21 protein-coding genes are annotated in these 21164 nt (G+C 65.9%); 6 read left to right on the top strand and 15 right to left on the bottom strand.

Translation table 11 applies throughout. The features are described 5' to 3' along the window. The first annotated feature begins 18 nt into the window (after positions 1 to 18). Positions 19 to 1101 (top strand): calcium:proton antiporter, encoded by a 1083-nt coding sequence (locus MJ122_RS14955; RefSeq protein WP_088415797.1) that lies wholly within the window; start codon positions 19 to 21, stop codon positions 1099 to 1101. Between the two features lie 2 nt (positions 1102 to 1103). Next, positions 1104 to 1607, top strand: coding sequence for a nucleoside 2-deoxyribosyltransferase (locus MJ122_RS14950; RefSeq protein ID WP_239744677.1), 504 nt, complete (start codon positions 1104 to 1106; stop codon positions 1605 to 1607). Between the two features lie 206 nt (positions 1608 to 1813). On the opposite strand, the gene MJ122_RS14945 is transcribed toward MJ122_RS14950, so the two are convergent. Both MJ122_RS14945 and MJ122_RS14940 read right to left on the bottom strand, forming a co-directional pair. Further along, on the bottom strand, positions 1814 to 2839 hold the full coding sequence (locus tag MJ122_RS14945) for an energy transducer TonB (RefSeq protein ID WP_239744676.1): 1026 nt from the start codon (positions 2837 to 2839) through the stop codon (positions 1814 to 1816). Between the two features lie 85 nt (positions 2840 to 2924). After that, positions 2925 to 3887 (bottom strand): CobW-like GTP-binding protein, encoded by a 963-nt coding sequence (locus MJ122_RS14940; protein WP_239744675.1) that lies wholly within the window; start codon positions 3885 to 3887, stop codon positions 2925 to 2927. Positions 3888 to 3964: 77 nt separating this feature from the next. Here MJ122_RS14940 and MJ122_RS14935 point away from each other — a divergent pair, with 77 nt between their 5' ends. Next, positions 3965 to 4321: an NADH:ubiquinone oxidoreductase gene (locus MJ122_RS14935; RefSeq protein WP_239744674.1), complete on the top strand. Its 357-nt coding sequence runs from the start codon at positions 3965 to 3967 to the stop codon at positions 4319 to 4321. A 176-nt stretch (positions 4322 to 4497) separates the two neighbouring features. On the opposite strand, the gene MJ122_RS14930 is transcribed toward MJ122_RS14935, so the two are convergent. The 3 genes from MJ122_RS14930 to dksA all read right to left on the bottom strand — a co-directional run bounded on the left by MJ122_RS14930 (position 4498) and on the right by dksA (position 6702). Further along, the gene (locus tag MJ122_RS14930; RefSeq protein ID WP_239744673.1) at positions 4498 to 4977 is read right to left on the bottom strand and encodes a transposase; all 480 of its coding nucleotides are present in this window, start codon (positions 4975 to 4977) and stop codon (positions 4498 to 4500) included. Between the two features lie 97 nt (positions 4978 to 5074). After that, positions 5075 to 6277: a zinc metallochaperone GTPase ZigA gene (zigA, locus tag MJ122_RS14925; RefSeq protein ID WP_239744672.1), complete on the bottom strand. Its 1203-nt coding sequence runs from the start codon at positions 6275 to 6277 to the stop codon at positions 5075 to 5077. A gap of 20 nt (positions 6278 to 6297) precedes the next feature. Continuing rightward, positions 6298 to 6702 (bottom strand): RNA polymerase-binding protein DksA, encoded by a 405-nt coding sequence (gene dksA, locus MJ122_RS14920; protein ID WP_138519880.1) that lies wholly within the window; start codon positions 6700 to 6702, stop codon positions 6298 to 6300. Positions 6703 to 6817: 115 nt separating this feature from the next. Between dksA and MJ122_RS14915 the strand changes: the two genes are divergently transcribed. Together MJ122_RS14915 and folE2 are read left to right on the top strand one after the other, a co-directional pair. Next, on the top strand, positions 6818 to 7219 hold the full coding sequence (locus tag MJ122_RS14915) for a hypothetical protein (protein ID WP_239744671.1): 402 nt from the start codon (positions 6818 to 6820) through the stop codon (positions 7217 to 7219). A gap of 67 nt (positions 7220 to 7286) precedes the next feature. Next, positions 7287 to 8174 (top strand): GTP cyclohydrolase FolE2, encoded by an 888-nt coding sequence (gene folE2, locus MJ122_RS14910; protein WP_138519882.1) that lies wholly within the window; start codon positions 7287 to 7289, stop codon positions 8172 to 8174. Here the strand turns inward: folE2 and MJ122_RS14905 are convergent. Together MJ122_RS14905 and cfaB are read right to left on the bottom strand one after the other, a co-directional pair. Beyond that, positions 8171 to 8647, bottom strand: coding sequence for a GNAT family N-acetyltransferase (locus MJ122_RS14905; RefSeq protein WP_239744670.1), 477 nt, complete (start codon positions 8645 to 8647; stop codon positions 8171 to 8173). The two genes, folE2 and MJ122_RS14905, sit on opposite strands and share 4 nt — an antisense overlap. Before the next feature lie 131 nt (positions 8648 to 8778). Continuing rightward, positions 8779 to 9963 carry a C17 cyclopropane fatty acid synthase CfaB gene (gene cfaB, locus MJ122_RS14900; protein ID WP_088415786.1) on the bottom strand — a complete coding sequence of 395 codons (1185 nt, stop codon included), beginning with the start codon at positions 9961 to 9963 and terminating at the stop codon, positions 8779 to 8781. Between the two features lie 341 nt (positions 9964 to 10304). On the opposite strand from cfaB, the gene MJ122_RS14895 reads away from it, so the two are divergent. Next, on the top strand, positions 10305 to 11777 hold the full coding sequence (locus tag MJ122_RS14895) for an MDR family MFS transporter (RefSeq protein WP_275590703.1): 1473 nt from the start codon (positions 10305 to 10307) through the stop codon (positions 11775 to 11777). 14 nt (positions 11778 to 11791) lie between these two features. On the opposite strand, the gene MJ122_RS14890 is transcribed toward MJ122_RS14895, so the two are convergent. From MJ122_RS14890 to MJ122_RS14855, 8 genes are all read right to left on the bottom strand, one after another. After that, positions 11792 to 13096, bottom strand: a complete 1305-nt coding sequence (locus MJ122_RS14890) for an MFS family transporter (protein ID WP_088415784.1) — start codon at positions 13094 to 13096, stop codon at positions 11792 to 11794. Positions 13097 to 13629: 533 nt separating this feature from the next. Continuing rightward, positions 13630 to 15465 carry a glutamine--fructose-6-phosphate transaminase (isomerizing) gene (gene glmS / locus MJ122_RS14885; protein WP_239744669.1) on the bottom strand — a complete coding sequence of 612 codons (1836 nt, stop codon included), beginning with the start codon at positions 15463 to 15465 and terminating at the stop codon, positions 13630 to 13632. Positions 15466 to 15480: 15 nt separating this feature from the next. After that, positions 15481 to 16251 carry a DeoR family transcriptional regulator gene (locus MJ122_RS14880; protein ID WP_017521249.1) on the bottom strand — a complete coding sequence of 257 codons (771 nt, stop codon included), beginning with the start codon at positions 16249 to 16251 and terminating at the stop codon, positions 15481 to 15483. A 179-nt stretch (positions 16252 to 16430) separates the two neighbouring features. Continuing rightward, on the bottom strand, positions 16431 to 18410 hold the full coding sequence (locus tag MJ122_RS14875; protein ID WP_239744668.1) for a GGDEF domain-containing protein: 1980 nt from the start codon (positions 18408 to 18410) through the stop codon (positions 16431 to 16433). Continuing rightward, positions 18407 to 19279, bottom strand: coding sequence for an endonuclease/exonuclease/phosphatase family protein (locus MJ122_RS14870; RefSeq protein WP_088415781.1), 873 nt, complete (start codon positions 19277 to 19279; stop codon positions 18407 to 18409). Before MJ122_RS14870 ends, MJ122_RS14875 begins: the two co-directional genes overlap by 4 nt. Positions 19280 to 19291: 12 nt before the next feature. Continuing rightward, positions 19292 to 19933, bottom strand: a complete 642-nt coding sequence (locus MJ122_RS14865) for a thiol:disulfide interchange protein DsbA/DsbL (RefSeq protein ID WP_088415780.1) — start codon at positions 19931 to 19933, stop codon at positions 19292 to 19294. 177 nt (positions 19934 to 20110) lie between these two features. Next, entirely contained in the window at positions 20111 to 20716 is a 606-nt protein-coding gene (locus tag MJ122_RS14860; protein WP_017521245.1) for a c-type cytochrome, read from the bottom strand. Between the two features lie 46 nt (positions 20717 to 20762). Further along, a complete protein-coding gene (locus MJ122_RS14855; protein WP_239744667.1) occupies positions 20763 to 21053 on the bottom strand; it encodes a c-type cytochrome in 291 nt (96 codons plus the stop codon). Positions 21054 to 21164: the final 111 nt, after the last annotated feature.

Genomic DNA, 21164 nt, shown 5'->3' with positions numbered 1-21164 from the left:
GGAAATGGATAGCCCTCGATGCTACGCGCGCTCAAAGAAGAAAAATTCCTCCTCCTCGCCTTGCTGGTAGCGCTCGCGGTCTACCCGCTGGAGCACAGCCTGCTGAGCGGCGGCAAGCTGCTCGCGGGGATCACCGCCAGCGCTTTGCTGGCGGTGATCATCGGCGTCTCGCTGCGGGTGGCGCACCACGCCGAAATCCTCGCCGAGAAGGTCGGCGAGCCCTACGGCACCATGATCCTGACCCTGGCGGCGGTGCTGGTGGAGGTGGTGATCCTGGCGATCATGATGGGCCACAACCATTCCCCGACCCTGGCCCGCGACACCATCTACGCCGCGGTGATGCTGGACATGAACGGCATCCTCGGCCTCGCCGCGCTGCTGGGGGGCCTCAAGCACGGCGAGCAGTCGTACAACGACGACTCGGGCAAGACCTACGTGACCATGATCCTCACCGCCGTGGGCATCTCCATGGTGGTGCCGGAGCTGATCCCGGCCGAACAGTGGAAGCTCTACTCCTTCTTCACCATCGGCTGCATGGTCATGCTCTATGCCCTGTTCCTGCGCATGCAGACAGGCCAGCACAGCTACTTCTTCAGCTACAACTACGCCACCCACGGCGAGCATGCGGAAGGCCACGAGGCCGCCGGCAGCAGCAAGCAGTCCATGGGCCTGCTGGTAGTTGGCGTGGTGCTGATCGGCGCGCTGGCCGAAGTCATGTCCAAGGCCCTGGACGTCGGCCTGGAAGGCAGCGGCGTACCCCCCATCGTGCCGGCGCTGCTGGTGGCGGCGATCTCCGCCAGCCCGGAAATCCTCACCGCCCTGCGCGCGGCGATGGCCAACCGCATGCAACCGGTGGTCAACATCGCCCTGGGCGCCTCGCTGTCCACCGTGATCCTTACCGTCCCGGTGATCGAGGCCCTGGCGCTGTTCAAGGGCCAGCCGATCCAGATGGCGATGACGCCGCTGCAGACTGGCATGATGTTCATCACCCTGATGGTCGCCGGCTACAACCTGCATGACGGCAAGACCAACGCCATCGAAGGCATGACCCACTTCGTGCTGTTCGCCACCTTCCTGATGCTGTCGTTCATGGGACTCTGACCATGCTCAAGATCTACCTCGCCGGCCCCGACGTGTTCCGCCCCGATGCTTTCGCGCAGGGCGAGCGGCTCAAGGCCCTATGCGCCGAGTTGGAGCTGCAGGGCCTCTACCCGCTCGATCACTCGGTGCCCGAAGGCATCGCCAATCCGCCGGAGCAGGCGTTGTGGATCTACCAGGCCAACCTCAACCTGATTGCCGAGGCGGACGCGGTATTGGCCAACCTCAACCCCTTCCGCGGCGCCGAGCCGGACAGCGGCACGGCCTTCGAGCTGGGCTATGCCGCCGCGCTGGGCAAGCCGCTGTATGGCTATATCGAGGAAGGCGGCAACTGCGCCGAGCGCCTGCCCTGTGAATGGCGGGGCGAGGAACCGGGCCGCGACCGCGACGGCAACCAGATCGAAAGCTTCGGCCTGCCGCTGAACCTGATGCTCGGCGTGCCGGTGCGCATCGCCGTGGGTGGACCCAGGGAAGCGCTGGAACTGGTGCGGGAAGAAATGCTCTCCTAAGAGCGGATGCCGTCCGCGATGAGGCGCCACAGGGAAGAAGGCCAGCCATTGGCCTGCAGGAGCGAGCCTGCTCGCGAACCGTCCAAATGGCGGAGTCGCCGGAAAGCCGTTGGCGAGCAAGGGCTGCGCCCCTCGATCCTTCAAGAAGCACTCCGCCGGAAATAGAAAACGCGCCCACGGGCGCGTCTTTCATTGGCTCGCCGCCTTCAGCGGCGACGGCCCTCGAGCTTGAAGAAGAACACCTTGGTCGCCTGTCGCGCGACGATCCGGCCCCCGCTGACGCGGGGCTCGAAGCGCCATTTTTCCATGGCGTCGCGCACGGCGTTGTCGAACATGCGCGGCGGCGTGGACTCCAGCACCTGGATGTCAGCGATGCGGCCATCGCTGGTGATGGTGAACAGCACCTTCACTCGGCCCTCGATGGAACGGTTCAGCGCCATGCGCGGGTAGACCGGCGGGTCCATGCGCAGCGGCTTGATGTCGCTGTCGTTCAGGCTGCCGGTGGGCAGGCCGGCGGGGCCTTGCGAGCCGGTCGGTGCGGCCTGGGCGCCCTGGGTGAACTGGCCAACGGTCGGCGCAGCGGGCGGCGGCGGTGCAGCCGGGGTCGGCGGCGCGGCGGCTTCCTCGGCAGGCTCTGGATCCGGCTCCGGCTTGGGTTTCGGCTTGGGCTTGGGCGATACCTTGGGCACGGCCTTCTCGACCGGCTTGGGTTTGGGCTTGGGCTTCTCCACCGGCTTGGGCGGCTCGACCGGTTTCGGTGGCTCGGGCTCCGGCGGCGGAGGGGTAGGCGCGGCGGCGGGCGGCTGCTGCACGTCGGGCTTGGGCGGCAGGGTAACGACGCTGACCTGCATGGCCTTGGGCATTTCGCCGGCCCCCAGATTCAGCTCAGCCGGGGTGGGCATCACCCAGACCAGCGCGGCGACAATGGCCACATGCATGGCGATCGCCAGGCCGGACGACTTCCACCAGCCACCGGGAGGCGGCGGCTGTTCGCCGTCATCCACCCCTTCGACCGGGGCGGCGTAGGGAATCAGGACCTCTTCGGGAATCACTTCCTCGTCGCGTCGGGGGCCGGCACAACTGACCAGCCGCAGGTTGGCCTCATTGGCGCGCTGGGCGTTCACGCTGGGCAAATGGACGCCGTCATCCGCCGTGGCGGAAGTGAACAGCTGTTCCTCAGCGTCCAAGGCGGGACTCGCGTCCGCCGCTTGGCGCGGTTGGGGTAACGACATGAGAAAGCCTGCGGGAAGAGTTCACGAAGCAATATCTTCTGATAATTATTATCATTCACTCGCCCCGGGAGGGCAACCTTATCTGTCAGCCGGGTGCGATGGCGCAGCGCAAAAGGCCGTCCTGCAAGGCCTGGGGATCAAGCTCGGCGGCCAGGATCAGCTCTATCCGGCTGTCCTTGCGCCAGGCGCTGGGCGTCCAGGGCGCCGGATCGACGGTACGGTTGCAGGCCAGCCAGGCGTCCTCGGCGTGCAGCACCGCCTTGGCCCGCAACAGCCCGGGAAGCCCGGCCAGCCAGGCGTCCAGCTCGGACGTACGGAAGCGCCAGTCGCGGTGGAAGCGCCAGCCGACCGCCTGTCTTCCCTCTTCGACGCGCACCTGGCGTAGCGGCGATTCGCGGCGCAACAGCATCGCAGGTTCGCCAGACGAGGCGCCCTGCGGCAAATCAGCGCCCACCGCTTCAAACGGCACACTCGGCAACTCGCCCAGCGGCAGACGGCCCTGGCTTGTCCAGCGCAACGGCACCTTGGGCAACTGCGCCACCAGGACCGCACGCGCTGCGTCATCCACGGCTTCGGACTTGTTCATCAACAGCAACGCCGCCTCGCCCAGCGCCAGCTGCTGCGCTTCGGGTAAAGGCTGACCGGCGGCCAGCGCGGCAGCATCGAGCACCATCACCATCGGCTGCACGGCCAGCACACCCTGCCAGGGCACGGCGCGCAGTTGCGCCAGCAACTGCGCGGGGTGACCGAGGCCGGATGGCTCGATGAACAGCCGCTGCGGCCTGGCCTTGCGCAACAGCCGGCCCAGGCCGACCTGGAACGGAGCGCCGTTCACGCAGCACAGGCAGCCGCCGGCGACTTCGCCCAGGGCGATGCCGTCTTCGTCGCGGGTCAACAGCGCCGCATCGAGGCCTACCTGACCGAATTCGTTGATCAACACGGCCCAGCGTTCCCCCGCCGGGCGTTGCGCCAGCAAGTCCTGCAGCAGGCTGGTCTTGCCCGCCCCGAGGGGGCCGGCGATGAGATGAGTCGGGATCTGCTTCAACATTCGCCCATGGTGCCGCCTGACGCTCGCCGGGAAAAGCGCTAGAGTCGCGGCTTCTTCACGCCACCCCCGGATCGACCATGCGCCAGCTGCTGCTCCTCGCCCTCGCCTGCCTGCCCCTGCTCGCCCACGGCGAGGCCTGCGTGGTGCACACCCAGGGCAAGGACGTCGACGTGAAGGTCTGCCAGCAGAACCGCACCATCCCGGAAAAGCTCTTCCGCGAGGGCTTCTGCCAGCCGCAGCTGAAAGACCAGAAGGTCGAGGTGACCTACGCGCAGAGCTGCCCCAGCGGCGCCTTCGGCGTCTGCGAGAATGCACAGGTACAAGGCGTGCCGTACCGCCAGGACATCCACTACTACGGCGTGGCCAGCGACGCACGCATCCTCCAGCCATTCTGCGAGAGCCAGAGCAACGGCCACTGGCGCAAACCGCAATAGCGGTCATCGCCCTGTCACACGGCTCGGGCTTACTGTCGGCGGGTACCTCACACCCTCCCGGCACCCCACGCCGGACATGATCTTGGTGAATTGGGCCGCTCTCCCCGGGTGGCCCATTTTTTTGCCCGCACACGGTATTTCCCGCTTGCGTAGGAGCGGACTCCGTCCGCGATTGCTCACAGCCACTGCGCATTCCAGAAGGGATAATCCCCAACTCGCCTGACCAGTCCCGCTCGTATCGGGTTGACGACAATGTAGCGCGCCGCCGGCAGCACCTCTTTTTCATTGCGTAACGCGTGATCGTGGAAAGCGGCAGTCCACACCGGCGTCCGTCTTCCAGACTGCCGATTCAACTGGCGTGCGCTGACAGCCTTCAATCGTCCCACACTGGTTTCCAAACGCTCGCCCTCACCCAGTTGCAGTAACCAATGCGCATGGTCAGGCATCAACACCCACGCAAGCAGATGATTTTCGCCGAGGCACAATCGACTTTCGAAACACCGGGCTACGCAGCAGGCATTCGAAAAATCTGCAAATAGCGGCTCCCGACACAATGCGGTGACGGTCAACAGATAGATCTGGCCGACAATGGATACCCTCCCTCTTCGCAGGGCCTGGTGGCCTGCGAGCCAGGAAGGTTCTCTGGGTCTGCTCATGGCTCAGCCTCCGAGCGGAGACGTGACTATCGCGGACGGAGTCCGCTCCTACACAAAGGTCGGGTCCGTAGCAGGTGTAGGCAGATTCAGATGAACATCAGGCGCTGGCCTCCCAGGGTTCGAAGGGATCGGGCAGGCGCTTCCAGCCCGTGGTGCCGGCGGCCATTTCATCGTCGTCCAGCAGGCAATGGTCCAGTTCGCCGAACAGTCGCGCAAAGTCCAGGTTCTGACCGATGAATACCAGCTCCTGGCGGCAATCGCCGCTGTCCTCGCGCCAGTGGCGTAACACGCCCTGCAGCTCGGTGGTGTCCTGCGGCCAATGCTCGCGTGGGACGAAGCGCCACCAGCGCCCGGCCAGGCCGTGGCGCATCAGGCCGCCGGCCTGCGACCAGCTGCCCGCCTCGCGGTAGCGGCTGGCGAGCCAGAAGAATCCCTTGGAACGCAGCAGCCGTCCGTTGCTCCAGGGCTGGGCGAGGAAGTCGTGGAAGCGCTGCGGGTGAAAGGGCCGGCGCGCCCGGTAGACGTCCGAGGAGATGCCATAGGCCTCGGTCTCCGGCAGGTGCTCGCCGCGCAGCTCCTTGAGCCAGCCCGGCGCCCGCTCGGCGCGCTGGAAGTCGAAGCGGCCGGTGTCGAGGATGGTCGCCAGCGGCACCTGGCCCATGACCATGGGCTGGATGTCGGCGTCGGGGTTGAGCCGGCGCAGGATCGCCAGCAGTTCCTCGCGCTCGGCGCTGGCGATCAGGTCGATCTTGCTCACCAGGATCACGTCAGCGAACTCCACCTGCTCCACCAGCAGGTCGCTGAGCGAGCGCTCGTCGTCCTCGCCGAGGGTTTCGCCGCGCTCGGCGAGGCTGTCGGCGCCCTGGTAGTCGGCGAGGAAGTTCACACCGTCGACCACCGTGACCAAGGTATCCAGCCGCGCCAGGTCCGACAGGCTGCGGCCCTGCTCGTCGCGAAAGGTGAAGGTCTCGGCCACCGGCAGCGGTTCGGAGATGCCGGTGGACTCGATCAGCAGGTAGTCGAAGCGGCCTTCGCCGGCGAGGCGGCTCACCTCTTCCAGCAGGTCTTCGCGCAGGGTGCAGCAGATGCAGCCGTTGCTCATCTCCACCAGGCGCTCCTGGCCCCGGTTGAGGCTGACATCGCGCTGTACCTCGCGGCCGTCGATGTTGATTTCGCTCATGTCGTTGACGATGACCGCGACCTTGAGGTTTTCGCGGTTCTTCAGCACGTGGTTGAGCAGCGTGCTCTTGCCGGCGCCGAGGAAGCCGGACAGGACGGTAACGGGAAGTGGGGCGTTCACGGTGGGCTTCTCCAGGAAATTCAGGCTTCGCGGACGTGCAGTTCGCGCCGTTCCTGGCGCTCCTTGGCCTCGATGCACAGCGAGGCGGTGGGGCGCAGCAGCAGGCGGCGCAAGCCGATCGGTTCGCCGGTTTCCTCGCACCAGCCGTAATCGCCCCGGGCCAGGCGCTCCAGCGCCTGGTCGATCTTGTCGAGCAGCTTCTTCTCACGTTCCAGCAGGCGCAGTTGCCACTGGCGCGACTCCTCGCGACTGGCGACATCGGCTTCGTCGCTGGCCCGCTCGGGGTCCTGCAGTGCCTGGAATTCTTCTTCGATGCGGACCTGCAGCTCGTCGCGCTGGTCCAGCAGCAATGCGCGGAAATAGCCCTGTTGCGCCTCGCTCATGTAGGCCTCGCCGGGCTGGGCGAGCAGTTCCTGTTCGGTCATGACCGTCTCCGGAAGGGAGTGATCTTTTATGTTATATTATAACAATGCACACTCGACAATAGCCTGCCGACGTGCGATATCGACGCTTCGCTCCACCCGCCTGCCGAGACCCTCAATGCTGCGCCGCACCCTGCTTCTCTGCCTGTTCGCTCCCTTCGCCCATGGCAGCGGTACCGCGCCGCTGCCGTTTCCCGGCGAAAAGCCGGCGCGCTGCGCCTGGTCAGCCTCGGTGCTGGCCTGCATGGACGATTCAGGGAATCTCTACAGCGTCGCCACCCAGGGCCACGACACCTACCTGCGTGGCTTCGAGGCGAGCAGCGGACGGCGCTGGGCGCAGACCGGCACGCGCTACGGCAGCCTGACCTTCTTCAGCGGCGTAACCAGCGATGGCCAGGTGTGGGTTGGTACCAGCCGCGGTATCGGCTGGACCAACATCAGCCGCTTCAGCAGTTCCTCGGGCGACAGCGCGCGCCTGACCTGCGGCCGGGTCAGCGGCTGCAAGCAGCAGCCTCGCTAAAGACCATTGCGGGATCGCCGGGAAGCAAATACGTTATATTATAACAATTGCCGATCGTGACCCGCCCATGACCTCCCTGCTCCCGGACATCGCCTGCCAATCCACCCGCCTGCCCATTCCGCTCGATTGGGTCGGCATGCAAGGCATCGCCGCGCCGCTGCGTATCGCGGGCGAGCGCGTTGCCGCGTATGCCGATGCCGGCGTCAGCCTCGACGAAGCGGAGGCGCGCGGCATCCACATGTCACGGCTGTACCTGGCGCTGGAGGCACTGGCGGAAGCGGAGCTTTCACCCACCCTGCTGCGTGACCTGCTCAAGCAATTTCTCCGCAGCCACGCGCAGCTCTCCCGCCGCGCCAGCCTGGCACTGCGTTTCGAACTGATGCTGCGACGACCGGCACTGGTCAGCCCGCTGAGCGGTTGGAAGCGCTATCCCTGCGAGATCCATGTGCAGCTTGAGGACGATGCGCTGCAGCTGGAGTTGCGTCTGAGCCTGCCCTATTCCTCGACCTGCCCGTGCTCGGCGGCACTCGCTCGCCAGTTGATCCAGGAGCGCTTCGACAGCGACTTCGCCGGCCGACCACTGAAGGCCAGCGAGGTCCGCGCCTGGCTCGGCAGCCCGCAGGGCATAGTCGCCACGCCGCACAGCCAGCGCAGCGAGGCACAGCTGAAGGTGCAACTCGGTCCGACCGCGCGGGCATTCGCCTTCAGCGAGCTGATCGACCAAGCCGAAGAAGCCCTCGGCACCGCCGTGCAGACGGCGGTGAAACGCGCCGACGAACAGGCCTTCGCCCTGGCCAACGGGCAGAACCTGATGTTCTGCGAGGACGCCGCACGCCGGCTGCACCGGGCGCTGCTGCAGCGCGAAGAAGTGTCAGGTTTCGAGGTGCGCGTGGTGCATGCGGAAAGCCTGCACGCCCACGATGCGGTAGCGGTGAGTCGCTGGAGGCGCGACTAGGCGCCGAGGTCGAGCGCCAGGCGAATCTGGTCGCGACACTGGATGCCATTCTCGTAGATCGGCTCGGGATAATGCCGCACGAAGTGATCCGTCTCGATGCCAACGATGCGGAAGCCCAGGCGCTGGTACAGGCCGAGTTGGGCCAGGCTGGAGTTGCCGGTGGCGATGGTCAGGCGCTGCAAGCCGGCCTCGCGCGCCTGCTCGATGGCCGCCAGCAGCAGACGCCGGCCCAGGCCGCGCTCTTGCCATTCGTCCTCCACCGCGAGGCTGGTGATCTCGGCGACGCCAGGCTCGCGGGGCGTCAGCGTCAGTACGCCACGGACGGAGTCCGCCTCGTTCAACGCCAGCAGGCGGGAGTCAGGCAGGTAGCTCTCGATCTGTTCGCGGCTGGGATCGGCCTTGAGCAACAGCGACCAGGGCGCCTGCTCGGGCGAGAGTTCGACAAGGGACAGGTCCGGGAAGAAATTCACCATGATTCGTCTACCAAAGAGTCAGTGGGGAAAGGGGGTTTAGCCTCCCGAGCCCCTCGATGCAAGCCTTTTGCTCCACGCCGGAAATGCATCGGGCCCGGCAAGCCGGGCCCGATGGCAGTCCCTGAACAGGCTCAGGTGTAGAGGTCGCGGCGGCTCCAGGGCACCTCGTGGCCGCCGTCGGCGTGCGGCTTGCTGGCGAGGATCTGGTGCAGGTTGATCCAGCCTTTCTTGAAGCCATAGGCGCAACCGGCGAGGTAAAGCCGCCAGATGCGCAGGGCCTGCTCGGGCACCAGTTTGGCTGCCTCGGCCAATTTCGCCTCGAGATTGGCACTCCAGAAATCCAGGGTGCGCGCGTAATGCAGTCGAAGGCCTTCGACATCGACGACTTCGAGCCCCGTCTCGCTCATCCGCGCGACAGCCAGAGACAGGTGCGGCAGCTCGCCATGGGGGAACACGTAGCGGTCGATGAAGTCCCCGGCGCCGCGCCCGACCGGCCGCCCCTCCGTATCGCTGGAGGTGATGCCGTGGTTCATCACCAGCCCGCCCGGACGGACGGCTTCGTACAGATGCTGGAAATAGAGGCCGAGGTTGGCATGGCCGACATGCTCGAACATGCCGACGCTGACCACCTTGTCGTAGCGGCCATCGCGCGGCAGGTCCCGATAGTCCAGCAACTCCAGCGTCACCTTGCCTTCCAGGCCGTCGGCCTTGACCCGCTCGCGGCCCAGCTTGAGCTGCTCTTCGCTCAAGGTGATGCCGTGCACCTGCGCGCCGAATTCACGGGCGGCCAGGCGCGCCAGCCCGCCCCAGCCGCAGCCGACATCGAGCAGCTTCTCACCCGGTTTCAGGCGCAGCTTGCGGCACAGGTGGCGCAGCTTGGCCAGCTGGGCCGTGGCGAGGTCTTCGTTGCCGGTCTCGTAGTAGGCGCAGGAGTAGACCATCTCCGGGTCGAGCCAGAGCTGGTAAAACGCGTTGGACAGGTCGTAGTGGTAATGGATGGCTTCGGCGTCCGTCGCCTTGTCGTGACTTTCGCGCACATAATCGGCGTCGCCGTCGTCATCGCCCAGCGCCGCACTCAAGGCGTCGGCGGTAGCGATCACTTCGCCGATCGGCCCCTCGATGTCCATGCGGTTCTCGACGTAGGCACGACCGAGCATATCGAGGCTGGGATGGGTGATCTCGGTCAGCAACGTGGGATCGCGAACCACGAGAGTTACCTGCGGGTCGGGGCCCAGGTCGAACGCCTGGGCCTCGCCGATGCGGATGCGCAGCGGCAACTGCAGGGACAGCAACTCAGAGGGCAGATTGGCTTTCATGCAAACCTCCTGGTCACAGGGCTGAAAAACTATAGACCAGCTACTCCATAGTCTTCCCCTATGGCCCGGTCCGCAAAAAACTATCGGGCTCCGGCCCGCCGATACCTCTGCAGTGGAGTCCGGCGAACCCCAGGGCGTTCCAAAAAAGAATGCGCCGAACGATAGCTCGCTACGCAAGCGTAGCAGTCGCTGTGTCGATCATCATTGCCAGCCCTGAGATAGAGCCTTTCCCGGTCAGCAAGGATGACACCGGCGTGACAGTTCGTCGCTCCATTGCACTACACTGACGCCCCTCCGCATGCATTCCGGCCGGAGGACCTCTGCCGTCCAAGGGGGCTGTCTTGACTACCTTCTCCGCGCCGCGTCCAGCGGTCCGCACCGTGCTGGTGGGACTGATGCTGGCGATCTTCCTCGGTGCGCTCGACCAGACCATCGTCGCCGTGTCCCTGCCGGCGATTTCCGCAGGCTTCGGCGATTTCGACCTGCTGGCCTGGGTCATCTCCGGCTACATGGTGGCGATGACCATCTCCATGCCGATCTACGGCAAGCTCGGCGACCTCTACGGCCGCCGCGTGCTGATGCTCTTCGCCATCGGCCTGTTCACCTTCGCCTCGCTGCTCTGCGGCGCGGCCCAGAGCATGGAGCAGCTGGTGCTCGCCCGCGTCCTGCAGGGCATCGGCGCCGGCGGCATGATGTCGGTGAGCCAGGCGATCATCGGCGATATCGTCCCGCCGCGCGAACGCGGCCGCTACCAGGGCTATTTCAGCAGCATGTACGCGGTGGCGAGCATCGCCGGCCCGGTGCTGGGCGGGCTGCTCACCGAGTACCTGTCGTGGCGCTGGGTGTTCCTGATCAACCTGCCGGTGGGCCTGGTCGCCCTCGCGGTGTCGCGCCAGACCCTGCGCGGCCTGCCAGTGCCGGGGCGCAAGCCGGTGATCGACTACCTCGGCACGATGCTGATGATCGCCGGCCTGGGCAGCCTGCTGCTGGCGATCACGGAGGTTGGCCAGGGCGCGCGCTGGAACGACCCACAGATGCTCGCGCTGTTCACTGCCGCGCTGCTGCTGATCGCCTTGTTCGTCATGCAGGAGCGGCGCGCGCCGGAACCGCTGGTGCCGATGCACCTGTTCGGCATTCGCGCCGCCACGCTGAGCTGGCTGATCAGTTTCTTCGCCAGCTTCCAGGTGATCTCGCTGTCGGTGCTGGTGCCGCTGCGCTTCCAGTCGGTGACCGGCGCCGGCGCAGACAGCGCCGCGCTGCACCTGCTGCCGCTGGCCATGGGCGTGCCGATCGGCGCGTACTGTTGCGGCCGGTTGACGGCGATCATCGGCCGCTACAAGCCGCAGATCGTCGGTGGCGCGCTGCTGATGCCGCTGGCGATTGCGGGCCTGGCGCTGACGCCACCGAGCGCGTACTGGCTCTCGGGCATCTGCATGCTGCTCACCGGCATCGCCGCCGGCACGCAGTTCCCCACCAGCCTGGTGGCGGCGCAAAGTGCGGTGGAGATGAAGCACCTGGGCGTAGCCACCAGCAACATCACCTTGTTCCGCTCACTGGGCGGCGCGGTGGGGATTGCCCTGATGTCCGCGCTGCTGCTGGCAATGCTGCAACCATTGGCGGGCGAGGCGGATCACGGGTTGTCGGCCAGCGCGCTGCTGGCCAGCCTGAGCGGCGAGGGCCATGAGGAACAGCGGCAGGCGTTGGACGGGGTCTTCGGGCACCTGTTCCTGGTCAACGCCGGCTTCGGCGCCCTGGCCCTGCTGATTGCGTTGTCGCTGCCCGACCATGCCTTGCGTGGCCGGGGCAACGACTAGCGAAGTGCGCGGGGTCAGTCCTCGTCGTTGAGGTAGCTGACCTTGCGCAGGTCCGGCAGCAGCAGGCAGACCAGCAGCGCCACACCGCACATGGCCGAGACGTAGAGGTAGAACACCTCTTCCATGCCCATGCTCTTCAGGCCCAGCGCGGCGTATTCGGCCGAGCCGCCGAAGATCGCGTTGCCCACCGCGTAGGAGAGGCCCACACCTAGCGCGCGAATCTGCGGCGGGAACATCTCCGCCTTGATCAGGCCGCTGATCGAGGTGTACAGGCTGACGATGGCCATTGCCAGGATGATCAGGCCGAACGCGGCATATGGGCTGCTGACGGTCTTCAGCGCCGTGAGAATCGGCCAGGTGCACAGCATCCCCAGAGCGCCGAACCAGAGCATCGAGGTCTTGCGCCCGATGCGGTCGGACAGCGCGCCGAACAGCGGCTGCATGCACATGTAGCAGAACAGCGCGAAGGTCATGACGCCGCTGGCCACCTTCGGGTCCATCCCGGCGGTGTTCACCAGGTATTTCTGCATGTAGGTGGTGAAGGTGTAGAAGATCAGCGAGCCGCCGGCGGTGAAGCCGAGCACGGTGAAGAAGGCGCGCTTGTGGTGGGCGAACAGTTCGGTGAGCGTGCCCGACTCCTTGCGCTTGAGGTTGGATTCCTTGGCCGTCTCGTTCAGCGAGCGGCGCAGGTAGAAGGCAATCACCGCGGTGATGGCGCCGACCACGAAGGGAATCCGCCAGCCCCACTCGCGCAGCTCCTCGGTGGTCAGCAGCTGCTGCAGGATCACCACCACCAGCACGGCCAGCAACTGGCCGCCGATCAGGGTCACGTACTGGAACGAAGCGAAGAAGCCGCGCTGGCCCTTCAGCGCCACTTCGCTCATGTAGGTCGCGCTGGTGCCGTACTCGCCGCCCACTGAGAGGCCCTGGAACAGCCGCGCAAGCAGCAGCAGCGCGGGCGCCGCCACGCCGATGGTGGCGTAGGTCGGCATGACTGCGATTGCCAGCGAACCGCCGCACATCATCAGCACCGAAATCATCATCGCGGTCTTGCGGCCCTTCTTGTCGGCGATGCGGCCGAACAGCCAGCCACCGATCGGGCGCATCAGGAAGCCTGCAGCGAACACCCCGGCGGTGTTGAGCAACTGCACCGTCGGATCGTCCGACGGAAAGAAGGCATGGGCGAAGTACAGCGCGGTGAAGGCGTAGACGTAGAAGTCGAACCACTCCACCAGGTTGCCCGACGAGGCGCCGACGATGGCCAGGATGCGCGAGCGGCGCTCGTGGGCGGAATACTGCGGTGCGGCAGGTGTGTTCATGGGGATTCTCTTGTCAGTTATCGCTCTTGCGGGTCCTTGCGACGTCGATGTCCATGGACGGAAATCCCTCTGCCGCCCCGTATCTGCATCTGACCCCAACGACGGGATTTTTCGCCGACACATTCGGAAACAGTATAGACACCTCCGATAGCCGGCTAACGAATTCCGCGGATTTCCCCCGCCTTTCGGTTCGAATATCGGACAGTTGTGAACGAGCGTTTGTCGTTTCCGATTGACCGGCCAGTAGCCAGCTTCTATCGTTGGCCCGCTCCCGGCCCTGCGGGAGACTTGTCAGGTACCCCTCGCAGGGCAGGAGCCCGACCTTGTCCACAAGACAAGGTCGATTTCCATTCCCCTCGTGTAGCGGCTCAAGCCGCCTGGCCTCGGTGCCCCGTCCACACCCCCGGACGTGCAGGCACCGGGGGAATGTTGATCCCCTTCCCTTTGAACCCCGTGTCCCATAAACGAAAAAAGGCCCCCGAAGGGACCTCTTTGTCGTCACGCCTGAGCGCGCCTGTTCCAGCCTCTAATGCTCATTCCACCGTCACGGATTTCGCGAGATTACGCGGCTGGTCGACGTCAGTGCCCTTGAGCACGGCAACGTAGTAGGACAGCAGCTGCAGCGGCACGGTGTAGAGGATAGGCGCAAGGCAATCGTGGATCGCCGGCATGCCCACCACATGGGTGCCTTCGCCATTGGCGATGCCGCTGCCGCCTTCGGCGAAGACCACCAGTTCGCCGCCACGGGCGCGGACCTCCTGCAGGTTGGACTTGAGCTTCTCCAGCAGTTCGTTGTTCGGCGCCACGGTGACTACCGGCATGTCGGCGTCGACCAGCGCCAGCGGGCCGTGCTTGAGCTCGCCGGCCGGATACGCCTCGGCGTGGATGTAGGAGATTTCCTTGAGCTTCAGCGCGCCTTCCATCGCCACCGGGTACTGCGCGCCACGGCCCAGGAACAGGGTGTGGTGCTTCTCGGCGAACAGCTCGCTGACCTTCTCCACCACCTTGTCCATTGCCAGGGCTTCTTCCAGGTGCGTCGGCAGGCGGCGCAGCTCGTTCACCAGCTCCGCCTCCACACCGTCGCCCAGGCGCTTCTGCACCTGGCCGATGCCGAGGGTCAGCAGCAGCAGGGCGACCAACTGGGTGGTGAAGGCCTTGGTGGACGCCACGCCGATTTCCGGGCCGGCATTGGTCAGCAGGGTCATGTCCGACTCGCGCACCAGCGAGCTGGTGGCGACGTTGCAGATCGCCAGGCTGGAGAGGAAGCCCAGCTCCTTGGCGTAGCGCAGCGCGGCCAGGGTATCGGCAGTCTCGCCGGACTGGGAAATGGTGACGAACAGCGAGTCCGGGTGCACCGCGACCTTGCGGTAGCGGAATTCGCTGGCGACCTCGACCTGGCAGGGAATGCCGGTCAGGCTCTCCAGCCAGTAACGGGCGACCATGCCGGCGTGGTAGCTGGTGCCGCAGGCGACGATCTGCACGGTGCGCACCTTGGCCAGCAGCTCGCGGGCCTGCGGGCCGAAGTTGTCCACCAGCACCTGCCCGCTGCCCAGGCGGCCTTCGAGGGTGCGCTGCACCACCGCCGGCTGCTCGTGGATCTCCTTGAGCATGAAGTGGCGGTAGCCACCCTTGTCGGCTGCCTCGGCGCCTTCGTGGTAGCGCACTTCCTCTCGCTGCACCGGGTTGCCGTTAACGTCCCACAGTTGCAGGCCGTCGCGGCGGATTTCAGCAATGTCGCCCTCTTCCAGATAGATGAAGCGGTCGGTGACCTGGCGCAGCGCCAACTGGTCGGAGGCGAGGAAGTTCTCGCCGTGGCCCAGGCCCACCACCAGCGGGCTGCCACTGCGGGCGGCGAGGATACGATCGGGCTGCTTGCTGCTGATCACCGCCAGGCCATAGGCGCCGTGCAGTTCCTTGACCACAGCCTTGAGCGCGACGGTCAGGTCGCCCAGTTCGCCCAGGCGCAGGTGCAGCAGGTGGGCGATGACCTCGGTGTCGGTCTGCGAGGTGAAGACGTAGCCACGCGCCTTGAGCATTTCGCGCAGGGGTTCGAAGTTCTCGATGATGCCGTTGTGCACCACCGCCACTTCGCCATGGGAGAAGTGCGGGTGGGCGTTGGCCTCGGTGGGCGCGCCGTGGGTCGCCCAGCGGGTATGGGCAATGCCCAGACGGCCGAGCAGCGGCTGCTCCTCGATGGCCAGTTCGAGGCTGGAAACCTTGCCTGCGCGACGCCGGCGATCCAGCGCGCCGCTGTTATCGATCACCGCCACACCGGCGCTGTCGTAACCGCGGTACTCCAGGCGCTTGAGGCCTTCGACGAGGATCGGGGTGATATTGCGCTCGGCGATGGCGCCTACGATTCCACACATGGCTTGGGTCTCCTGTCAGTCTTCGCAGCGCGCGCGGATCACTTTCACGCCGCGCGTCTGGATCAGTTCGAACGCTTCATCGCTCAGGCGTTCGTCGGTAATCAGGGTCTGGACGCTGCTCCAGGGCAGCTCCAGGTTGGGAATGCGCCGGCCCAGCTTGTCGGCCTCGGCCATGACGATCACCTCGCGGGCGACCTCGGCCATGACCCGGCTCAGGCCCAGCAGTTCGTTGAAGGTCGTGGTACCGCGCTCGATGTCCAGCCCGGTGGCGCCGATGAACAACTGATCGAAATCGTAGGAGCGCAGCACCTGTTCGGCCACCTGGCCCTGGAACGACTCAGAGTGCGGGTCCCAGGTGCCGCCGGTCATCAGCAGTACCGGCTCGCGCTCCAGTTCGCGCAGGGCATTGGCCACGCTCAGGGAGTTGGTCATCACCACCAGGCCGGGCTTGCGGCCCAGTTCCGGGATCAGCGCGGCGGTGGTGCTGCCGCTGTCGATGATGATCCGCGCGTGCTCGCGGATGCAGGCAGCCGCGGCGCGGCCGATGGCCTGCTTGTAGCGCGACAGCGGCTGGCTCGGCTCGGCGATCAGTTCATGGGGCATCGGCACCGCTCCACCGTAGCGGCGCAGCAGCAGGCCGTTGCCTTCCAGGGCAGCCAGGTCCTTGCGGATGGTCACCTCGGAGGTGGCGAAGCGGCGCGCGAGATCGTCCACGCTGACCTCGCCCTGTTCGGCAAGCAGCGCCAGGATGTCATGGCGGCGTTGGGGAGTATTGCGTTTCGACATGAACGATTAAGTTTCGATTAGAAAGATAAGCGTGCGAATCAAAACTCAAGTTCTTTCGTTCGTCAAGAATTTCCGGGACGAAAGGAAGCGAGCTTCTGTATGAGCGGACTTCGTCCGCGAGGCTGCCGGCAGCGGCGTGGGTCGCGAGCAGGCCTGCTCCTACAGGAAGCGCCGTGGGCTCAATCGACTTCGAGGCGATTGCGCCCACCGCGCTTGGCGCGGTACAGCGCCTGGTCGGCACGCTCGAACACCGCTTCGGCGCGTTCGCCGTCGCGGAAGGCGGTCAGTCCCGCCGAGCAGGTGATGCTCAGGCGCTCGCCCTTGAAGTGGAACGGGCAGGCCTCGATGGCACCGCGCAGCACGTCGAGCAGTTGCTGCCCGCCCGCCAGCGGTGTGGCCGGCAGCAGCACGACGAACTCTTCGCCGCCGTAGCGGGCGATGAAGTCGGTCTTGCGCACACGCTTGGCCAGTTCGTTGGCGATGATCTTCAGTACCTTGTCGCCGGCCAGGTGGCCGAAGTCGTCGTTGATGCGTTTGAAATGGTCGACATCGATCACCGCCAGCAGCAGGTCGCCGCCGTGGCGCTGCCAGCGCGAAACTTCCAGCTCCAGGCGCTCGGTGAGGGCGGCGCGGTTGGGCAGGCCGGTCAAGGGGTCGGTCATGGCCTTCTGGCGCTGGTCCTCGATGTTCGCCTGGAAAGTGCGGGCTTCCTCTTCCATGCTGGCGACGCGGGTCACCAGCGACTGGATGCGCTCGCCCACTTCGCGTTCACGGACCTCGCGCTCCTCGCGGAAGCGGTCCATGGTGCCGACCAGACCCTGCAGGCGCGACTCGACGTTGCGCTTGAGGCCCTCCAGGTCGGTGGCCTCCAGCACGCTTTCCTTCAGGCCGCTGACCTGCTCGCGCAGGGTGTCGTCCAGCGCGCGCGCGCTGGAACGGGTGCCGCTATGGTTTTCCTGCACCGCCTGCAGGCCGTCGAGAAAGGCCCCCAGGCGGTCGTTGAGCTGATGCAGGTAGCCTTCGAACTCGCGCTGACCGCTGTCGTTGAGTGAGAGGACCAGCACGCCGAGATCGTCCAGCACCGGCACCAGTTCGTACCAGTTGAGGCTGCCATGGATGCGCGAACGCAGGGCCTCGGCCTGGATCTGCTGGGCGGCCGGCAGGTGCATTTCATCAAGCAGCCGCAGCAGGCTCGCCTCGATGTGCGGCGCCACGGCGCTGTAACCGGGCTCCGGGCGCGGCGGCAGGGCGTAGGGATCATTCGCCTGCTGCGCGTCCTCGCGCGTACCGAACAGGCCGGGCGGGAGCGGCAGGCTGTCCAGCAGCGCCGGTTCATCGCGGCCGGCCGGTTCTACGGTCGAAGCCAGGCCGGGCACCGTCGTTGGCGATTCTGCAGGCGCGACCGGCGAAGGCTCAGCAACGGGCTTTGCAGTCACGGCCGGGACCACCGCTTCCGCCGGGGTCGCGATGGGCGCAGCCACCGCTTCAACCGCAGCGGACTCGGCCAGTGCGGGTGCGGCTGACGGCGATGAGACAGGCGACGGCTCCGCTTCCGGTTCCGCGCCGAGCGCGGCAGCCGCCGCAGCGGCAGGCTTGGCGCGCGGCGCTTCGGGCGCTTGCGCGTCATCACTGTCTCGGCTGCCGAACAACCGCTGGAGGAAGCCGGGGCGCTGCTCGCCGCCGCCATCGCCAAAATGGTCCAGCACCTGGCGCTGCAGGCGGCTCAGCTCGCTCAGCAGCGCCGGCAGCTCCCGGGAGGTGCTGGCGCGACTGGGGATGTCCTTGGCCAGGCGCTTGAGCGGCTTGCGCACATCACCCGGCATGTCCACGGTCAACAACTGCTGGGAAAGCTGACTCAAGGCGGCAATGTTCTGTTCGACGCGCTGCTGGCGGCGCTGCTCGGAGTCGAGTACGGCCTTCTCCAGCTGCGGGATCAGGCGCGACAGGCCGGCGTCCATGTCGTCGCGGCGCAGCACCTCGCGCAGCTCCTTCATGCAGGCATCCACCACCTTGTCGCTGCCTTCGGCAGCCAGGCTGCTGCGCACCAGGCCGCGGCGCAGCAGGTCGAGGCGGGCATCCCAGCGGCGCTCGAGCTTTTCCTGCTGCTCGAGGTTATCCAGGTATTTCTGCTTCCAGCGTTGGTCGTCGTCGCGACTCATTCAGGGGCCTCGCCGCGCAAGGCGAGCGACGAGGACGAACGCAGGGCATCCGGCAGGCGGATTTCCACGGCCACCGGCAGGTGGTCGGAAATCGGATGCGGGAGGACACTGACGCGCTCCAGCGCCAGCTCGGAACTGAGCAGTATGTGGTCCAGGCAGCGCTGCGGGCGCCAGCTGGGGAAAGTAGCCTCGACCTGCGGGGCGATCAGCTGGAGGTCGCGCAGCGGCGAGCTTTCCAGCAGGTCGGTGGCATGGGTGTTCATGTCACCCATCAGCACATGGTGGCGGTAGTCCTGCAGCAGTTCGCGGATGTAGGCCAGCTGCCGGGTGCGGGTCCGCGCGCCGAGTGCCAGGTGCATCATCACCACGGCCAGCGCGTCCTTGCCTTCGCCGAAGCGCATCAGGATCGCGCCGCGTCCGGGCGGGCCGGGCAGCGGATGGTCTTCCAGGGCGGTGGGCTGCAGACGGCTGAGCAGGCCGTTGCTGTGCTGGGCAATGCGCCCGAGATTGCGGTTGAGCTGCTGGTACCAGTAAGGGAAGGCACCGAGCTGGGCCAGGTGTTCGACCTGGTTGATGTTGCCGGAGCGGATGCTGCCGCCGTCGGCTTCCTGCAAGGCGACCACGTCGTAGTCGTGGAGCAGCTCGCCGATGCGCTGCAGGTTGCTGGCGCGTCCGGCGGCCGGCAGCAGGTGCTGCCAGCCGCGGGTCAGGTAGTGGCGGTACCTTTCGGTACTGATACCCACCTGGATATTGAAGCTGAGCAGGCGTAGCCGGCCGTCGTCGGGCAGGCCGGCGGGTGTGCCATGGGCGGCGTTCACCCGCGGGACACAGGCCCCTGCGACACGATCACGAGTCCGCCGGCGCAGCATCGTCGTCGGACCTTACTGAGCGGCCTTGGCGCTGGCGCGTTCCTTGGCGATCAGCTGGTCAGCCAGCTGCAGCGCCTCGTCCGGGCCACCGGCCGAGCCGATGTCGAAACGGTACTTGCCATTGACCACCAGGGTCGGCACGCCGCTGATCTGGTAGGCCATCGCCAGCTTCTTGGCCTTCTCGATCTGGCCCTTGATGGCGAAGGAGTTGTAGGTGCTGAGGAACTTGGCCTTGTCCACGCCCTGTTCGGCGACGAAGTCAGCCATTTCTTCCGGGGTGGTCAGGGCTTTCGGGTTGTTGTGCAGTTTCTCGAAGATCGAGTGGTGCACCTTGTTCTCCACACCCATGGATTCCAGGGTCAGGAACAGCTGGCCGTGGATGTTCCAGAGGCCGCCGAACATGGCCGGAAGGCGCACGAAGTGAACGTCGGCCGGCAGCTTCTCAATCCACGGGTTGATGGTCGGTTCGAACGCGTAGCAGTGCGGGCAACCGTACCAGAACAGCTCCACCACCTCGATCTTGCCGGGCTGCGAGACCGGGACGGCCTGGTTCAGCTCGGTGTAGTTCTTGCCCGCTTCGAAGTCGGCGGCGTTCGCGTTGACGGCGAACAGGCCGGCGAAGGCAAGAGCGGCGGTGAAAATCAGGTTACGCATGGTTCACTCCTTGGCTGAGCGGAACCGCCACGCTGTGCGAGGCGGGATGAAGCGGTTTGACCGTAGGGGCCAGACACGGTTCGAAGCATTGTAGTGGGGGCGGATGCAAAAAAGGGCAGCCGAAGCCACCCTTTTTTTCGAAGCAGTTTTCGTTCCGGCGTTTGCGCCGGAGGCTGCTTAGTGCAGGCCTTCGATGTAGCTGGAGATCGCGGCGATGTCCTTGTTGGACAGCTTGGCGGCGATGCTGCGCATGATCATGGCGTCGCCGTCGTTGGTGCGCTCGCCTTCGCGGAAGGCGGTCAGCTGCTTGGCAGTGTAAGCCGCGTGCTGGCCACCCAGGTGCGGGAAGCCGGCTTCGGCGTTGCCCTGGCCAGCCGGGTTGTGGCAACCGGTGCAGGCCGGCATGCCTTCGGCGAGCTTGCCGCCACGGAACAGGGCTTCGCCCTGGGCGACCAGCTTGGGATCGGCGGCGCCGACGCTGCCGTTCTGGCTGGAGAAGTAGGCGGCGATGTCTGCCAGGTCCTGATCGCTCAGGTTGGTCAGCAGGCCGGTCATTTCCAGCACGGTACGCTTGCCGTCCTTGATGTCGTGCATCTGCTTGAGCAGGTAACGCTCACCCTGCCCGGCCAGTTTCGGGAAGTTGGGCGCCATGCTGTTGCCATCGGCGCCGTGGCAGGCCCCACAGACAGCAGCTTTCGCCTGACCGGCCTTGGCATCGCCAGCGGCGTGCGCCACACCGACAAGACCCAGGGTCAACAGCAGACTCACGATCAATTTGTTCATCAGCTAATCCAATAACGGCTAAGGGTGAAAGAGTAAGGCCTGGGAGTTACTTCGACATCCACTGGATAATTGTCTGGTAATCCTCGGCGCTGCAGTCGGTGCACAGGCCGCGAGGCGGCATCGCGTTGAAACCGTTGGTCACGTGTTGCACCAGCGTGTCCATGCCCTTGTCCAGGCGTGGCTTCCAGGCGGCGGCGTCGCCCTTCTTCGGCGCCACTGGCAACTGACCATTGTGGCAGGCGCCACAGGCTCTGTTGAAAACGGCTTCCGGATCTTGGGCCGCCAGGGCGCTGGATGCCAGCGCGGCAACGATGGCTGCGAACAGCAGTTTCTTCATGATTATCCTCATCGCAGGGAACATCCGCGTTCTTGTTTGCGCGGACTCCAACGTTCCCGTGTGGCTCGACCCTGGGGGATAAAGCGCACACAAAATCCGCGGCATTATATA

The sequence above is a fragment of the Pseudomonas sp. DP-17 genome, from assembly GCF_022380625.1.
GTDB classification, from domain to species: Bacteria; Pseudomonadota; Gammaproteobacteria; order Pseudomonadales; family Pseudomonadaceae; genus Pseudomonas; species Pseudomonas nitroreducens_A.
Note: the sequence above shows the minus strand (reverse complement) of the source record. Positions and strands in the feature narration are given on the sequence as shown.

Excerpts from the sequence above, each read along its gene's own strand:
- MJ122_RS14855 (WP_239744667.1), bottom strand. The coding sequence starts at position 21,053 with ATGAAGAAACTGCTGTTCGCAGCCATCGTTGCCGCGCTGGCATCCAGC.
- MJ122_RS14955 (WP_088415797.1), top strand. The coding sequence starts at position 19 with ATGCTACGCGCGCTCAAAGAAGAAAAATTCCTCCTCCTCGCCTTGCTG.
- MJ122_RS14905 (WP_239744670.1), bottom strand. The coding sequence starts at position 8,647 with ATGGTGAATTTCTTCCCGGACCTGTCCCTTGTCGAACTCTCGCCCGAG.
- folE2 (WP_138519882.1), top strand. The coding sequence starts at position 7,287 with ATGACCTCCCTGCTCCCGGACATCGCCTGCCAATCCACCCGCCTGCCC.
- MJ122_RS14915 (WP_239744671.1), top strand. The coding sequence starts at position 6,818 with ATGCTGCGCCGCACCCTGCTTCTCTGCCTGTTCGCTCCCTTCGCCCAT.
- MJ122_RS14875 (WP_239744668.1), bottom strand. The coding sequence starts at position 18,410 with ATGAGTCGCGACGACGACCAACGCTGGAAGCAGAAATACCTGGATAAC.
- MJ122_RS14935 (WP_239744674.1), top strand. The coding sequence starts at position 3,965 with ATGCGCCAGCTGCTGCTCCTCGCCCTCGCCTGCCTGCCCCTGCTCGCC.
- dksA (WP_138519880.1), bottom strand. The coding sequence starts at position 6,702 with ATGACCGAACAGGAACTGCTCGCCCAGCCCGGCGAGGCCTACATGAGC.
- glmS (WP_239744669.1), bottom strand. The coding sequence starts at position 15,465 with ATGTGTGGAATCGTAGGCGCCATCGCCGAGCGCAATATCACCCCGATC.
- cfaB (WP_088415786.1), bottom strand. The coding sequence starts at position 9,963 with ATGAAAGCCAATCTGCCCTCTGAGTTGCTGTCCCTGCAGTTGCCGCTG.
- MJ122_RS14945 (WP_239744676.1), bottom strand. The coding sequence starts at position 2,839 with ATGTCGTTACCCCAACCGCGCCAAGCGGCGGACGCGAGTCCCGCCTTG.
- MJ122_RS14890 (WP_088415784.1), bottom strand. The coding sequence starts at position 13,096 with ATGAACACACCTGCCGCACCGCAGTATTCCGCCCACGAGCGCCGCTCG.
- MJ122_RS14940 (WP_239744675.1), bottom strand. The coding sequence starts at position 3,887 with ATGTTGAAGCAGATCCCGACTCATCTCATCGCCGGCCCCCTCGGGGCG.
- MJ122_RS14870 (WP_088415781.1), bottom strand. The coding sequence starts at position 19,279 with ATGCTGCGCCGGCGGACTCGTGATCGTGTCGCAGGGGCCTGTGTCCCG.
- MJ122_RS14860 (WP_017521245.1), bottom strand. The coding sequence starts at position 20,716 with ATGAACAAATTGATCGTGAGTCTGCTGTTGACCCTGGGTCTTGTCGGT.
- MJ122_RS14950 (WP_239744677.1), top strand. The coding sequence starts at position 1,104 with ATGCTCAAGATCTACCTCGCCGGCCCCGACGTGTTCCGCCCCGATGCT.
- MJ122_RS14865 (WP_088415780.1), bottom strand. The coding sequence starts at position 19,933 with ATGCGTAACCTGATTTTCACCGCCGCTCTTGCCTTCGCCGGCCTGTTC.
- MJ122_RS14880 (WP_017521249.1), bottom strand. The coding sequence starts at position 16,251 with ATGTCGAAACGCAATACTCCCCAACGCCGCCATGACATCCTGGCGCTG.
- MJ122_RS14930 (WP_239744673.1), bottom strand. The coding sequence starts at position 4,977 with ATGAGCAGACCCAGAGAACCTTCCTGGCTCGCAGGCCACCAGGCCCTG.